This is a genomic window from Micromonospora vinacea (assembly GCF_015751785.1).
GTDB classification, from domain to species: domain Bacteria; phylum Actinomycetota; class Actinomycetes; order Mycobacteriales; family Micromonosporaceae; genus Micromonospora; species Micromonospora vinacea.
Window position 1 is genome coordinate 629,407 of the sequence record NZ_JADOTY010000001.1, and the last position, 13,351, is coordinate 642,757.

Annotated in this window: 15 protein-coding genes; 3 read left to right on the forward strand and 12 right to left on the reverse strand. The window is 71.6% G+C overall.

Annotated features, from left to right (window positions below; translation table 11 throughout):
* Positions 1-31 precede the first annotated feature (31 nt).
* Positions 32-754 carry a hypothetical protein gene (locus IW249_RS03080; RefSeq protein WP_196919403.1) on the forward strand — a complete coding sequence of 241 codons (723 nt, stop codon included), beginning with the start codon at positions 32-34 and terminating at the stop codon, positions 752-754.
* Here the strand turns inward: IW249_RS03080 and IW249_RS03085 are convergent.
* From IW249_RS03085 to IW249_RS03115, 7 genes are all read right to left on the reverse strand, one after another.
* Positions 636-1,616, reverse strand: coding sequence for a GlxA family transcriptional regulator (locus IW249_RS03085; protein ID WP_196919404.1), 981 nt, complete (start codon positions 1,614-1,616; stop codon positions 636-638). The two genes, IW249_RS03080 and IW249_RS03085, sit on opposite strands and share 119 nt — an antisense overlap.
* A 4-nt stretch (positions 1,617-1,620) precedes the next feature.
* Positions 1,621-2,229, reverse strand: coding sequence for an isochorismatase family protein (locus tag IW249_RS03090; protein WP_196919405.1), 609 nt, complete (start codon positions 2,227-2,229; stop codon positions 1,621-1,623).
* A gap of 81 nt (positions 2,230-2,310) precedes the next feature.
* Positions 2,311-3,063, reverse strand: coding sequence for a lysophospholipid acyltransferase family protein (locus IW249_RS03095; RefSeq protein ID WP_196919406.1), 753 nt, complete (start codon positions 3,061-3,063; stop codon positions 2,311-2,313).
* Positions 3,064-3,158: 95 nt separating this feature from the next.
* Positions 3,159-5,219, reverse strand: coding sequence for an amylo-alpha-1,6-glucosidase (locus IW249_RS03100; protein WP_196919407.1), 2,061 nt, complete (start codon positions 5,217-5,219; stop codon positions 3,159-3,161).
* The gene (locus IW249_RS03105) at positions 5,219-5,590 is read right to left on the reverse strand and encodes an SCP2 sterol-binding domain-containing protein (protein ID WP_196919408.1); all 372 of its coding nucleotides are present in this window, start codon (positions 5,588-5,590) and stop codon (positions 5,219-5,221) included. Before IW249_RS03105 ends, IW249_RS03100 begins: the two co-directional genes overlap by 1 nt.
* A 214-nt stretch (positions 5,591-5,804) precedes the next feature.
* Positions 5,805-6,221: a CBS domain-containing protein gene (locus IW249_RS03110; protein ID WP_091405600.1), complete on the reverse strand. Its 417-nt coding sequence runs from the start codon at positions 6,219-6,221 to the stop codon at positions 5,805-5,807.
* Between the two features lie 73 nt (positions 6,222-6,294).
* The gene (locus IW249_RS03115) at positions 6,295-6,978 is read right to left on the reverse strand and encodes a TMEM175 family protein (RefSeq protein WP_196919409.1); all 684 of its coding nucleotides are present in this window, start codon (positions 6,976-6,978) and stop codon (positions 6,295-6,297) included.
* A 114-nt stretch (positions 6,979-7,092) separates the two neighbouring features.
* Here IW249_RS03115 and IW249_RS03120 point away from each other — a divergent pair, with 114 nt between their 5' ends.
* A complete protein-coding gene (locus IW249_RS03120) occupies positions 7,093-7,674 on the forward strand; it encodes a nucleotidyltransferase family protein (RefSeq protein WP_196919410.1) in 582 nt (193 codons plus the stop codon).
* Positions 7,675-7,690: 16 nt separating this feature from the next.
* On the opposite strand, the gene IW249_RS03125 is transcribed toward IW249_RS03120, so the two are convergent.
* The 4 genes from IW249_RS03125 to IW249_RS03140 all read right to left on the reverse strand — a co-directional run bounded on the left by IW249_RS03125 (position 7,691) and on the right by IW249_RS03140 (position 12,111).
* Positions 7,691-8,131 (reverse strand): PPOX class F420-dependent oxidoreductase, encoded by a 441-nt coding sequence (locus tag IW249_RS03125; protein ID WP_196924608.1) that lies wholly within the window; start codon positions 8,129-8,131, stop codon positions 7,691-7,693.
* Between the two features lie 167 nt (positions 8,132-8,298).
* Positions 8,299-9,324 (reverse strand): aspartate-semialdehyde dehydrogenase, encoded by a 1,026-nt coding sequence (locus IW249_RS03130; RefSeq protein ID WP_196919411.1) that lies wholly within the window; start codon positions 9,322-9,324, stop codon positions 8,299-8,301.
* Between the two features lie 163 nt (positions 9,325-9,487).
* The gene (locus tag IW249_RS03135) at positions 9,488-10,825 is read right to left on the reverse strand and encodes a M16 family metallopeptidase (protein ID WP_196919412.1); all 1,338 of its coding nucleotides are present in this window, start codon (positions 10,823-10,825) and stop codon (positions 9,488-9,490) included.
* A complete protein-coding gene (locus IW249_RS03140) occupies positions 10,822-12,111 on the reverse strand; it encodes a M16 family metallopeptidase (RefSeq protein WP_196919413.1) in 1,290 nt (429 codons plus the stop codon). The genes IW249_RS03135 and IW249_RS03140 overlap by 4 nt, the downstream gene beginning before the upstream one ends.
* 103 nt (positions 12,112-12,214) lie before the next feature.
* Here IW249_RS03140 and IW249_RS03145 point away from each other — a divergent pair, with 103 nt between their 5' ends.
* Positions 12,215-12,964 carry a phosphodiesterase gene (locus tag IW249_RS03145; protein ID WP_196919414.1) on the forward strand — a complete coding sequence of 250 codons (750 nt, stop codon included), beginning with the start codon at positions 12,215-12,217 and terminating at the stop codon, positions 12,962-12,964.
* On the opposite strand, the gene IW249_RS03150 is transcribed toward IW249_RS03145, so the two are convergent.
* Complete coding sequence (locus IW249_RS03150) at positions 12,931-13,149, reverse strand: hypothetical protein (protein WP_196919415.1); 219 nt, start codon at positions 13,147-13,149, stop codon at positions 12,931-12,933. The two genes, IW249_RS03145 and IW249_RS03150, sit on opposite strands and share 34 nt — an antisense overlap.
* Between the last annotated feature and the right edge of the window lie 202 nt (positions 13,150-13,351).

Sequence of the window (13,351 nt, forward strand, 5' to 3'; positions counted from 1 at the left end):
TACACAGCCAGCTGACCGGAAGGTCGTGACGATGCACGCCGACACGTCCCCCTTCTTCATCGGTCCCCACCGGTTCGACGCCCTCGACGACGACGTGGGCCCGACCCTGGACCGCCAATACAACCTGCGACCGAGGCCCGGTGAGCGGGTGCTCGGGCGACACCGGCTGCTGGTCGCGGGCTACCTGCTCGGGCCGAGCGAGGTGCGCTGCCGTTGGCAGCTGCCCGAGCAGGTCGCGGTCACCGTCACCGATCAGCGGATCTGCTGGGTGGGCAGTGGCTCACAGCTGTCGCTGGTCGCCGACGGCTCGCACCGGGCTCGGCCGCCCGCCCGGCTGAACGGCCTGATGAGCGGTCAGATCCGCTGGCAGTGGCCGTCCCGTTTGGAGCTGCCGGCGAGCGCACCGGACGCGCCCGCGCAGCTGCTGATCGTCTGTGACGCGCTGCGCACCATCCAGCAGCCGGCGCTGGCCCTCAGCGGAGCGGCCGCCGAGGTCGTGGCGCTGGCCCGGCAGGTCCGCCGGGCGGTGGCCCTGTTCCGGCTCTCCCGTCCACAACTGGTCGACCTGTCGGCCCAGGAGCGCGACGTACTGCTGCTGCGGGCCGGCCCCGGCCTGCTCGCCGGCGACACCCGGATCACGCTGCCCGGCTCGTTGCCTGTGGAGTTCCACTCCCGGGACGACTACTACCGCTCAAGACCGGAGCCGACCTCGTGGGGCGGGCTCGCAGGCGGCGCAGCATCCGGGCATCGGTGAAGCCGACGGCTCGCGCGGCGGCTTCCACTGTGGCGCCGTGCCCGATGAGATGTTCGGCCCGTTCGACCCGGAGCAGCTGCTGGTAGCCGAGCGGCGTGAGGCCTGTGCTCGCCCGGAACAGCCGGGTCAGGGTTCGTTCGGCCACGCCGCCAGCGGCGGCCAGCTCGGCCAGGGGCAGGGGCTCGGCGTACCGGCTGTCGATCAGATCCTGCACCCGGTGCACCGAGTCGGACAGGTGCGAGCGGTGCCGCATCAGCGCGCTGGCCTGCGGCTCGTGCCCGTTGCGCCGGGCATAGACGACAAGCGTGCGGGCGATCTTCGCGGCGGTCGCCGGGCCGTGCCTGGTCGCCACCAGATGCAGCGCCACGTCGATGCCACTGGCGATGCCCGCCGAGGTGACCACCCGGTCGTCCACCACGTACAGCACGTCGCGAACGACCTGGGCCGCCGGGTGCCGGCGGGCCAGGTCGTCCTGCACCTCGTGGTGGGTGGTGCAGCGTCGGCCGTCGAGCAGCCCGGCCCGCCCGAGCGCGTACGCCCCGGCGCAGACGCTGGCCACAGTGCCGCCGGCCGCGTGGTGCTCGGCGAGCCGCCGCAGGTCGCCGGGCGACACCGGCCCCTGCGGCCCGTGCGCCGCCGGCCGCCAACCGGGCACGATCATCAGGTCGTCCGGGGTCAGCTCGGGCCACCGGGTGTCGGCGACCAGCGGTACGCCCTGCACTGTGGGCACCTGCTCGCGCTCGGCGACGTAGTGCAGCTGATAGTCGTACCCGAGGTCGGCGGCGCTGGAGAAGACCTGGGCCGGCCCGGCGAGGTCCAGCAGGTGCAGCTGTGGGACCAGCAGGAAGACGACCCGGGTCACGAGGTCAGCCCCGGCTGCCGGCGAGGGTCGCGCCGGTGACCTCGTCCACGGTCCGGATGGTCGCGAAGCGGCCGGCCAGCGCGTACTCGGTGCGGGTCACGATCTCCTCGTTGGTCAGGGTGCGCGGGTCGGCGAGGATCTCCGCGACCGTGGCGGTCTCCGGCAGGTCCCGGTGTGGGATGGGAAAGGTCAGCGTGGCGTCGCTGACGAAGGTCATCCGGTAGCCGAGGTCCGCGCCGATGCGGGTGGTGGTCTCCACGCACTGCTCGGTGCGAATGCCGCAGACGGTGAGGTCGGTGATGCCCGCCTGGGTCAGCAACTGCTGGAGGTTGGTGGTGGTGAACGCGTTGTGCGCCGTCTTGACCAGCGTCGGCTCACCCTCGGCGGGGGCCAGCCCGTCGATCAGCCGCACGTACCCGAGGGCGGGGTCGAACAACCCGCCCGTGCCGGGCTCCGAGTGCAGGACCCAGACCACCAGGTCGCCGCGCTGCCGGGCGGCAGCCACCAGCCGGTCGACCTGGCGAACCATGTCGGGGTTGGAGCCGTGCGCCCAGATCGGGCGCTGACGGAAGGACTCTTGTACGTCGATCACGACGAGTGCTGCTCTGCTCATGACGTCGATCCTGGCCGGACGTCGTTCGCGCCGGCAGACACCATCCTGCCCGGGTGCGGAACGATCTGGCCAACCAAGGCGTCAGGCGCTGGGGGCGCGCTGCTCGGCGGCGGCGTCCAGGGCGGCGGCCTCCTCCGGGGAGGGCGCGCTGCCGCCCAGGTGCGCGGGCTGCCACCAGGTGTCGTCCGGGCCGGCCGGGGTGTCCGGATAATCCCGCTGCGCGCGGTCGACGAGGGCGCTGAGCCGGGTGGTCAGCTCGGCGGCCAGCACGTTCGGGTCCGGGAAGTCAGCCGGGTTGATCGGCTCGCCGATCAGGATGGTGATCGGCGTGTGCCGGCGGGTCAGCGTGCGCGGGCGGCCCTTGGTCCAGAGGCGCTGGGTGCCCCACAACGCGACCGGCAGCACCGGCACCTTCGCCGAACGGGCCATCCGGACCGTGCCGCTCTTGAGCTCCTTGACGGTGAACGACCTGCTGATCGTCGCCTCGGGGAAGACGCCGACGACCTCGCCCTGCTTGAGGGCGCCCACGGCGGCGCGGAACGAGGCCGCTCCGGCCTGCCGGTCCACCGGAATGTGCCGCATCCCGCGCATCAGCGGGCCGGAGATCTTGTGCGTGAAGACCGAATCCTTAGCCATGAAGCGAACCAGCCGACCCGACGCGTTGGCGCCCAGACCGGCGAAGATGAAGTCGAGGTAGCTGACGTGGTTGCTGGCCAGCACCGCCCCGCCCGTGCGGGGTACGTGGTGGGCGCCCTCGATGGTGATCTTCAGGTCGAGGACCCGGAACAGCGTCTTGGCGGCGGCGATAACGGGCGGGTACACGAGCTCCGGCATTCGCAGAATCTACCCTGACCGGCTGGGGATCGGCTGGGTGGCGAACCGGCGGCGACGCGGGCGGCGCGCCACCGCCGGTTCGGCGGTCGGATCGGTCAGTCGGCGAGCTTGTCCAGATCCAGCCGACCCCGGGCGAACGCGTCCACCCGACCCCACCGACCGGGGATGTCCAGCACCTCGATGCGACCCATCCCCACCGGAAGCCGTGGCTCGACCGCCAGGTGACCCTCGTGCGGCTCCAGGCCGAGCATGGTGCGCAGCAGCAACAGCGGCGTACCCGTCGACCAGGCCTGCGGGCTGCACGCCGTCGGGTACTCCACCGGGAACTTGGTCAGCTCCCGTGGGTAGCCGCCGAACGCCTCCGGCAACCGCCCGTCGAAGTACGTGGCCGCGTCCAGGATGCCGTTGGCGATGGTCGCGGCCTCCTCGGCGAAGCCGTAGCGGCGCAGACCCCAGGCGATGAACGAGTTGTCGAACGGCCAGATCGTGCCGTTGTGATAGCCGATGGGGTTGTACCGCGTCTCCCCCTCGGCCAGCGTGCGCACCCCCCAGCCGGAGAAGAGCCGCGGCCCGACCAGGTGCGCGGCGAGCTTCTCCGCCCGCTCGGGTTCGACGATCCCGCTCCACAACAGGTGGCCGATGTTGGAGCTGAGGATGTCGCACTGGCGGCCGTCCGGGTCGAGGGCCAGGGCGAAGTACTCGCCCTCCTCCACCCACCAGTCCCGGTTGAACCGCTCCTTCAGGTCCGCCGCCTCCCGCTCCAACTGGTCGGCGAACTCCGGGTCACCCCAGAACTCGCGCGCCAACCGGGCCGCGCGGACCTTCGCGTCGTACGCGTACCCCTGCACCTCGCAGGTGGCCCGTGGGAACGGCGGCAGCGTGCCGTCGGAGTAGGAGATCGAGTCCCAGGAGTCCTTCCAGCACTGGTTCTCCAGGCCGGTGTCGGTGTTGCGTCGCTCGTACCAGATGTAGCCGTTGCCGACCAGGTCGGCGTAGTTGTCGATCCACCTCAGTGCCGCCCGGGACTCCTGCTCCAGCTCCTTGACCAGCGCGACGTCCCCGCTCCACCGCTCGTACTCGTCGAGCAGCACGATGAACAGCGGTGTCGCGTCCACCGAGCCGTAGTACGGCGAGTGTGGCTGCTCCTCGAAGGCCGCCGTCTCGCCGTAGCGCATCTCGTGCAGGATGCGCCCCGGGTCCTCGTCCCGGAAGTCGTCGAACCGGCTGCCCTGAAGGGACGCCAGGACGCGCAGCGTCGTCTTCGACAACTGTGGGGTGAACGGCAGTGTCTGCAGGCAGGTGAGGATGCTGTCCCGACCGAACATGGTCATGAACCAGGGCAGACCGGCGGCCGGCAGGGTGGCGCCGCCCAGCGACAGCGGCGAGAAGCGCAGTGCCGCCAGGTCGATCAGGCTGCGCCGGTACGTGCTGGCCACCCGCCCGTGCTCACTGTTGACCTTGGGTGCGTCGGCGATCCACTTCTCCAGGTCGTGCTGGAGGGCGAGCCGCTCGGTGCCGTGCGTCCGCAGCCCGAAACGCAGGTCCCGGCCGCCTGGCCCGACCGCGTGGGTCTGGACGTCGATCGAGGCATCCCACTGCTCGTTGGGCTCCAGGTGCACCGTGTACGCGAAACCCTTGCTGTCGTACCGGGCCGACATCGACGACGAGATCACCGTCTCCCGCCGGAAGTTGCCCCGCCGGTACCCGAGCCGCAGCCGGTCCGACTCCACCTCGGTGTAGATCTCGCCCTTCTTGTTCAGGATCTCGTCCTTGACCTGGAACAGGTCGGCGAAGTCCGACGCCGCGTCCATCCGGACTTCCAGGTCCACCGGCTTCTCGTCGTGGTTGAGGATGGTCAGCTGCTCGCGGAAGCTGCCGCCCACGGTTCGCTCCCGGATGATCGACAGCTTCGCGTCCACGTAGTGCGTGGCCATCCCTGGAACCAGGAAGAACCGCGACTCGAAGTACTGGAGGTCGTCGAAGGAGAGCGAGTTGAGCCGCTCACCGTTGACGGTCAGCACCCAGGTCGACAGGAACCGGGTGTCGAGGGAGAAGAGCCCGGTGGGCTCGCTCGGCGTCGCCTCGATGTCACCGGTGTCCTCGCAGACCACGAAGGTGTTGCCGTCCAGGATCCGGATCGTGTTGCTCTGCCCCATCAGTGCACCTCCCCGGCGAAACGCCGGCGCGGCCCTCGGGCGTCCGGGGAACCTGGGAAGATCCGCTCCACCTGCACGACGAGCCGAGCGTCGCCCGTCACCGTCATGTCCCCACGCAGCAGCGCGGCCAGGCCGTGCTCGCGCCCCGAGGCGATGTCGTCGAAGAGGATTGGGCTCGCGCCGATCACCGTGTCGGCCTCCCGGTCCTCCTGACTGACGTTCAGCCGGCCGTGATCGATCCTCAGCAGCCAGTGCCGGGTCTGCGCCCCCTCGTGCAGGTCGATCCGCAGTGTCCCAGAGGTCTTGGCCAGCAGCGGTTCGTACCCCCGCCGGTCCAGGTCCTCGAAGAACCTCGTGGTCGCGTCCACCATCGGGTCCACTCCTCCCAGTTGCCGGGCCGGGGATCCCACCCACCGCGCTCGCGTCGCGCGGACGGCCGGCGTTGCACGTCCCCGCACGGGTCCCCGCCGCTCCCCCGGTCAACCTCGCCCAGATCGGGTGAACGGTCGACGGTGCCGCCGAGCCGGGACGCCACAGCGCCGGCCCTCCCGGACGGGAGGGCCGGCGCGCGCCGCGGCGGACGGGTCAGTTGTTCGGGTCGTCGGCGCTGATGTCAGCCAGAACCGACTGCGGTTCGCGCTCGACCGCGAGGTCACCCATCGACACCAGGCCTATCAGGCGCCCGTCGTCGATCACCGGAAGTCGGCGTACGGCGTACGTCCGCATCAGGTCCGCGGCGGCCACGGCATCGTCGTACTGACTCACCGTGATCACGTCGCGAGTGGTGATCTGGCTCAACCGGGTCGAGCCCGGGTCCATGTTCTCGGCGACACCTCGGACCGTGATGTCCCGATCCGTGACGATGCCGACGACACTGTCGCCGTCGGTCACCACCACATCGCCTATTGCGCTGTCACGCATCTCCTGCGCGGCTGCGATGAGCGTGTCGTTGCCGTCCATCGTCACCAACCGGGTCGTCATGAACTCTCCGACCGTTGTCATGGTGCTCCCCTCTCGGTGTCGGCACGGCCCGTCTACCCGCCGCGCGGGAGGGGGTAACGCCGACGGCCCCGGCCTATCCGCGCGGGTGTCGCAGGCGTCGAAGTTCGTAGAGGCCGCTGCTGGTCAGGCTGTAGAACGCCGGCAGCAGCAGGAAGATCACCAGCGCGAACAGCGGGCTGGTGAGGAATCCGACCAGGATCGCCAGCGCGTACCCCAGGAGGCCGATCGCGGCCCGGGCCCGTTCGGTCGGGAAGAACCGACGCGGCACCGTCTGGTCCAGCAGGTCGTGATGCCGGGCGAGGTAGTGGTACAGCCACAGCCAGCTCACCGAGACCAGCACGCCGACCAGACCGTAGAGGACCACGCCGGTCCGCTGGTCCGCCTGGTCGCCCTCCCGCATGGCCTGCGAGACGAACGAGGTGGCGAACGGCAGCAGCGCTGTGCTGAACAGCACTGCGAGGTTGTACCACTGGAGGGCCTTTCCGCTGTTCACCACGCGGTTGAAGGTGGCTCGGTGGTTCAGCCAGTTCACCGCCACCCAGAGATACGACGTGACATAGGCGAGGTACGCGGGCCACTGCTCGACCAGCGCGTGCAGCATCTGACCGCGGCCGACCCGGGGAGGCTGGAGGTCGAGCACCAGCAGCGTGATGATGATGGCGAAGACCCCGTCGCTGAACGACAACAGCCGGGAGGTTTCCCTCCGCAGGGGCGGGCCCCCGGGAAGGGCCTCGTTGCTGCTCGTGCCGGCGCCCATCGCCCACCCCCTCCCCGACGTCCCGCGACGGCGAATCAGTGCGGTATACCCGTCGAAGGGCGGCACACCCGCCTACGGGCGGCGCGCGTCGGCTCCGCTGCCTACCGTGGGCGGATGATGACGGGCGAGGAGAAACTGCGGGACCTGGTTGCCGGCAGCGCCTGGTTGACCCGGGCGCTGGCAGTGGTGCGGGACTCCGGGCTGCCGGACGCCTGGATCGGCGCCGGGGCGCTGCGTGACCTGGTCTGGGGCGAGCGGTACGGCGACGGGTTCGACCCGGCGCGGGTCCGCGATGTGGACGTGGTCTTCTTCGACCCGGCGAGGCTGACCCGAGCCGACGACGACCGGGCCACCGCCCGGCTGGCGGGGATGTGGCCACAGCCGCCGTGGCAGGCGCGCAACCAGGCGGCGGTGCACACCTGGTACGCGGCCAAGTTCGGCGGCGACCCGATCGAGCCGTACCGCAGCGTGGCCGAGGCGGTCGCCACCTGGCCGGAGTACGCGACAGCGGTGGCCGTCCGCGTGGACCCGGCCGGCCGGCTGGAGGTCTGCGCCCCGTACGGTCTGACGGATCTGCTGGGTGGGGTGTGGCGGCACAACCCGGCCCGGGTGGACGTGGCCCGGTCCCGGCAGCGGTTGGCCCGGCACCGGCCGGCGGAGCGTTGGCCCGGCGTGACAGTGATCGAGCCCGGCTGAGCGACCAGCTTCGGTGTCAGCCTCGGGGCGGTATGCCGTAGAGCCGCTCGACGTGCAGGCGTAGCACGATGCGTCCCTCGTCGACCATGGCCTGGCGGTACTCGTCCCAGTCGGGGTGTTCGCCGCTCAACCCCCGGTAGAGCGCCACCAATTCCTCGACCGTGTCGTCGCCGAGCTGGGTGGCCGGCGGGCTCAGTTCGGCACGACCCTCGACCACCGCGTACGCCCAGCCGTCCTCGCTGCTGACGTGGAAGCTGGCACGCGGGTCGCGGCGCAGGTTGGCGGTCTTGGCGCGGCCGTCGGTGACCGAGACCCGGATCAGGCCCGCGGCCCGGTCGAAGGAGTAGAGCACCGTGGACAGCTGCGGACGCCCGTCCCGCTTGATGGTGGCGAGCACGCCCATCGAGCGGCCGGCCACCAGATCGGTCAACGCCTGCTGGGTGCGGTCATCCGGCATGGTGTCCTCCAGGTTGGACGATCGTCTCCGACCCATCCAAGCACGACCTGCCGGCCGTCGCGGGCGAGCGCCCGGAACGGCAGCGCTACCACCCGGAACGGCACCGAGCCCCCGCCGACGGACGGCGAGGGCTCGCTGAGTGCTCGGTGTGTCGGCGACAGTGCCGGTCAGCGGCGCTCTGCGGCGACCAGCTCGGCGAGTTGCACAGCGTTCAGCGCGGCGCCCTTGCGCAGGTTGTCGTTGGAGCAGAACAGGGCCAGCCCGTACTCCACTGTCTCGTCGGCGCGGATCCGACCCACGTAGGTCGGGTCCTGGCCGGCGGCCTGCAACGGCGTCGGGACGTCGGTCAGTGCCACCCCGGGCGCGTCGGCCAGCAGTTCGTGGGCTCGCTGCGGGGTGAGCGGCCGGGCGAACCGGGCGTTGATCTGGAGCGAGTGCCCGGTGAAGACCGGCACCCGGACGCAGGTGCCGGAGACCAACAGGTCGGGGATCTCCAGGATCTTGCGGCTCTCGTTGCGGAGCTTCTGCTCCTCGTCGGTCTCGAACGAGCCGTCGTCGACGATCGAACCGGCCAGCGGGAGGACGTTGAAGGCGATCGGCTGGGTGAACGAGCGCGGCGCGGGGAACTCCACGGCCGACCCGTCGAAGGCCAGCCCGGCGGCGTGCTCGGCCACCTTGCGGACCTGCTCGTCCAGCTCGGCGACGCCGGCCAGCCCGGCGCCGGAGACCGCCTGGTACGTGGAGACGACCAGGCCCACCAGGCCAGCCTCGGCGTGCAGCGGACGCAGCACCGGCATCGCGGCCATCGTGGTGCAGTTGGGGTTGGCGATGATGCCCTTCGGGCGGTCCAGGGCGGCGTGCGGGTTGACCTCGGCGACCACCAGCGGCACCTGCGGGTCCATCCGGAACGCCGACGAGTTGTCGATCACCACGGCACCGGCCTCGGCGACCCGTGGCGCCAACTCCCGGGCCGTGCCCTTACCGGCCGAGAAGAGCACGATGTCCAGCTCGGAATAGTCAGCGGTCGCCGCGTCCTCGACTGTCACCTCACCGTCGCGCCACGGCAGCGTACGCCCGGCGGACCGCGCCGAGGCGAACAACCGCACCTGCTCCGCCGGGAACTCCCGCTCCGCCAGCACCTGCCGCATCACGCCACCGACCTGGCCGGTGGCCCCCACAATGCCGATCCTCATGCCCGCGAGGCTACCGACCCCACCCCCGAAACCGGGACCCCTTTCCCACCCCCCGGGTCCCACCTCACACCCCGCCCTACAGCTGTCGATCAAGAAGTTCGCGTCAGAAACCGTGCTCCGGATGACGCAAACCTCTTGATCGACGGCGTTCGTCCGGGGCGGGTCAGGGGAGGAGATCTCCCAGGGCGGTGGCCTCCAGGTCGGCGCGGATCACCGCGGCGTCGCCCTCGACGACCAGGGTGAGGGCTTCCGGGTGCAGGTGGGTGGCTGCCGCCGCGGAGACCTGGTCCACGTCGGCGGAGAGCAGCGACTCGCGCAGCCGCGCGTGGTAGTCGTCCGGCAGGTCGTGCACCACGAGGGTGGTCAGCGCGGAGGCGATCGCCCGCGGGCTCTGCAACTCGACCGACAGCTGCCCGGCCCGCCAGGAACGGGCCACCTCCAGCTCGTCCTCGGTCACCCCGGTGGCCTGGGTACGGGTGATCTCGCCCACCGCCTCGACCAGGGCCGGCGCGGTGACCGCCGTCTGCACGCCGGAGCTGACCGCGAACCGACCGAACCGCCGCGACGCGGCGAAGTCACCCCGGATGCCGTAGGTGTAGCCGTGCACCTCGCGCAGCAGGTGGTTGAGTCGGGACGTGAACGCCCCGCCGAGCACCGTGCCGGCGAGCGTCATCGGCACGTAGTCGGGGTGCGCCCGGTGCGGTGACGGGTGGCCCAACCGCAGCGTGGACTGCACCGAGCCGGGCCGGTCCACCAGGATGATCCGTCGACCGCCGTGCAGCGGCACCTCGATGGGGCCGCCCCGCTCGGCGGGGCCACCACCGGTGCCGGCGAACGCCGCGGCGGCCAGCGCGTCCAGGTCGATCCGGTCCAGGTCACCGGCGACGATCAGGGTGCCGGGGCGCAGGAACCACTCGGAGTGGAAGACCGTCACGTCCTCCACGTCCAACCCCGCGACCGACTCCGGGTCGCCGTGCATCGGGCGCCCCCAGCGGTTCTGCGCGCCGAACAGGTCGGCGCGCAGCGCCGCGTCGGCACGTGGGCCCGGGTTGGCCCAGTCCATCCGAAGTGCGGTCGCCTCGTCGTCGCGGACCCGGCGTACGTCGGCGGGGTCGAGCCTGGGCGTCCGGACCGCCTCCGCGAGCAGCTCCACTGCCGCGCTCAGCCGGTCCACCGGGAGCACCACGCTGGCCTGGAACGAGTCCCAGTCCAGACCGGTCGACAACGCGGTGCCGAGCCCTTCGACGGCGAGCGCGTACGCGGCGGCGTCCCGCTGCGCGGTCCCCTCCTCCAACGCCTTGGCCAGCACACCGGACAGGCCCTCCTTGCCGACCGGCTCCTGGCCCGCGCCCACGTCGAGCAGTAGCAGGGCCACGGCGAGGTTCTGCCCCGGCAGGTGCGCGGCGACGACCTGACCACCGGCCACGGCGCGGCGGACCACCGGCGGGAACCGGTACGGGCGGGCCGCACCCGGGCCGGGACGGTCGGCGATCAGCGTCATGAGGTCTCCTCGGGCAGGTAGGTCAGGGTCACCCGGTCGGTGGCGAGCACATCGGCGGCGGCCTCGGCGACCTGCTCGGCGGTGACCGCGAGCAGGGCCGGCAACTGGTCGGCGATGCGGGCCGGGTCACCGAACTGGGTGGCGTACCGGCCGAGCAGGTCCGCGCGGCCGTCGACGGTGGACAGCTGGCGCCACCATCCGGTGCTGAGCAACGCCTTGGCCCGATCCAGCTCGGCGGCGGTGACCGGCACGGTGGCCAGCTCGTCGACGACCTCGGCCAGCCCTTCGGCCAGCCGCTCGGCGCTCACGCCGGGGCGGGCGGTGGCGGTGGCGATCAGCGGTGCCGGGGCATGTGCGAGGTCCACCCCGTACGCCCCGACCAGGTCCGGCTGCGCGATCCTCTCGCCGTCGGCGAGGCGCTGGTAGAGCCGGCTGCCCCGGCCGCTGCCGAGGACGGTGGCGAGCACGGTGATCACGTTGTACCCCGGGCTGCCGAACGGGTAGCTGCGGTGGGCGATGTACACCCGCGGCGCGGGCACGTCGGCGCTCACCGACTCGACGGCCGTCTGCCCGGTGACGGGGACATTGCGGCCGTCCGGTGCCGGCGGGATGTCGTCGCGGGTGGGTAGCGCGCCGAAGTACTTGTCGGCGAGCGCGAACACGTCGGAGGCGGTGGCGTCGCCGACCACTGTCAGCACCGCGTTGTTCGGCGCGTAGTAGGTCTGGTGGAACGCCTGGAAGGTGGCGAGGTCGGCGGCGTTCAGGTCGGCCATCGAGCCGATCGTCGCGTGGTGGTAGGGGTGCCCCGGCGGGTAGAGCAGCGGCAGCAACCGCAACCAGGCGTCGCCGTACGGCACGTTCTCGTAGCGCTGCCGGCGCTCGTTCTTGACCACGTCCCGCTGGTTGTCCAGGGTCTCCTGGGTGAGGGCGGGGACCAGGCCGCCCATCCGGTCGGCCTCCAACCAGAGCGCCAACTCCAGGTGCTCGGCCGGGACCGTCTCGAAGTAGTTGGTCCGGTCCGGGTTGGTGGTGGCGTTGAGCGAGCCGCCGGAGCCCTGGATGAGCTTCATGTGCTCGGTCTTCGCCACGTTCACCGAGCCCTCGAACATCAGGTGCTCGAAGAGGTGGGCGAAGCCGGTCTGCCCGGCCGGCTCGTGCCGGGAGCCGACGTCGTACCAGAGGTTGACGGCCACGGCGGGGGCGGTGCGATCCTCACTCACCACCACGCGCAGGCCGTTGTCCAGTCGGGACGTCTGAATGGGCCAGGGGTAACCGCTGTCGGGCATGCCCCGACGCTATCCGATCTCGGGGGCGGAAAGGTGACGTGCGGTCGGTCGGCGAGCCGACCCGGGCGGGCATCGGGGCCGCCGCTCGGGGTACCGGGGAGGAATGACCGTCACCCCGCGTCCGTCCCGGTCCGCCGGCCGGGCCGCCACCGCCGTCGAACGCGCCAGCACCGCACTCGGCCGGCTGCGCCGTGGCCGGTTGCTGCATCCGGCCGGTCGCTCGTTCGTCGGCGAGACGGTGATCTGGGGTACGCCGGGACCTCCCACCGGGATCGGTCTGCTCGACCACCCCGGCCGGTACCGAACCACCGTCTGGCTCTCCAAGGGAACGCCCACACCCGGCAGTTGGCCCGACGTGCTGGGCCTCGCGCTGCGCCTGCACAGCGACCACGGCCGGCCGTTCGACCTGCTGGTCAGCTCCAGCGGCGCGGCCCCGGTGCTGCGGAACCTGCCGCTGCCCCGACGCCGCTTCACCGGCACGTACAGCACGATCACGTGCTACCGCGCGGGTCGGCGCCGCCTCTGGCTGGCGGCGTTGGCCGACCCCGACTCGGCCGACCTCGGTCGCAGCCTGGCCACGGCGGCCGCCGCGACCCGGACCGACACCCCGCGTCTGGTGCTCGCGGTCGCGTCGGCGGTGGGGCCGTGGCGACTGGTCGGGCAGGTCAGCTTCGGTGTCCAGCTCGGCGCCGAGGAGGACGCGTCGCTCGCCTTCGACCCGGTGCGCAACCTGCCACCCGAACTGCGGGTGGCAGGTCCGCTGGCCTGGCTGCGCGACCAGACCTACCGGGGGTCGCGCCGGGCGCGCGGGGCGACCGCTCAGTCCGGCGGTTCGACAGCGACCACTGTCTGATCCGAGGTACGACGTTCCAGCACCGTGTCCGGGGCGGCGTTCTGGTCCGCCTCGCGGATGTCCGAGTCGGCGAGGATGGCCTCAGCCTGCGCCTCCGGGTCGTCGCTGCCCACCGCCTTCTCCTCGGGCAGGAGGTGGTGCGCGCGGGACTCCACCCGCTCCTGATCGCTCTGCTCGTCTGTCATGGCACCCTGTTACCCCGACCGCATCCCCGGCACGCGATCTTCGCCCCGCATCTTGGGACGACAGGGCGGGTGACCGCGTCCGGTCGGGTACGCTGGCCCGGTGACGCGTTCCTATCGATGGTTTAGGCAGCCGGCTCGCACGCCGGTGACTTCACCATGAACTGACGTCACCACGGACCGAGCCGGCTGGGCAGGAGCTGTC

Coding starts and splice junctions, on each gene's coding strand:
- IW249_RS03080 (WP_196919403.1), top strand. CDS start 32: ATGCACGCCGACACGTCCCCCTTCTTCATCGGTCCCCACCGGTTCGAC.
- IW249_RS03090 (WP_196919405.1), bottom strand. CDS start 2,229: ATGAGCAGAGCAGCACTCGTCGTGATCGACGTACAAGAGTCCTTCCGT.
- IW249_RS03095 (WP_196919406.1), bottom strand. CDS start 3,063: ATGCCGGAGCTCGTGTACCCGCCCGTTATCGCCGCCGCCAAGACGCTG.
- IW249_RS03100 (WP_196919407.1), bottom strand. CDS start 5,219: ATGGGGCAGAGCAACACGATCCGGATCCTGGACGGCAACACCTTCGTG.
- IW249_RS03105 (WP_196919408.1), bottom strand. CDS start 5,590: ATGGTGGACGCGACCACGAGGTTCTTCGAGGACCTGGACCGGCGGGGG.
- IW249_RS03110 (WP_091405600.1), bottom strand. CDS start 6,221: ATGACAACGGTCGGAGAGTTCATGACGACCCGGTTGGTGACGATGGAC.
- IW249_RS03115 (WP_196919409.1), bottom strand. CDS start 6,978: ATGGGCGCCGGCACGAGCAGCAACGAGGCCCTTCCCGGGGGCCCGCCC.
- IW249_RS03120 (WP_196919410.1), top strand. CDS start 7,093: ATGATGACGGGCGAGGAGAAACTGCGGGACCTGGTTGCCGGCAGCGCC.
- IW249_RS03125 (WP_196924608.1), bottom strand. CDS start 8,131: ATGCCGGATGACCGCACCCAGCAGGCGTTGACCGATCTGGTGGCCGGC.
- IW249_RS03130 (WP_196919411.1), bottom strand. CDS start 9,324: ATGAGGATCGGCATTGTGGGGGCCACCGGCCAGGTCGGTGGCGTGATG.
- IW249_RS03135 (WP_196919412.1), bottom strand. CDS start 10,825: ATGACGCTGATCGCCGACCGTCCCGGCCCGGGTGCGGCCCGCCCGTAC.
- IW249_RS03140 (WP_196919413.1), bottom strand. CDS start 12,111: ATGCCCGACAGCGGTTACCCCTGGCCCATTCAGACGTCCCGACTGGAC.
- IW249_RS03145 (WP_196919414.1), top strand. CDS start 12,215: ATGACCGTCACCCCGCGTCCGTCCCGGTCCGCCGGCCGGGCCGCCACC.
- IW249_RS03150 (WP_196919415.1), bottom strand. CDS start 13,149: ATGACAGACGAGCAGAGCGATCAGGAGCGGGTGGAGTCCCGCGCGCAC.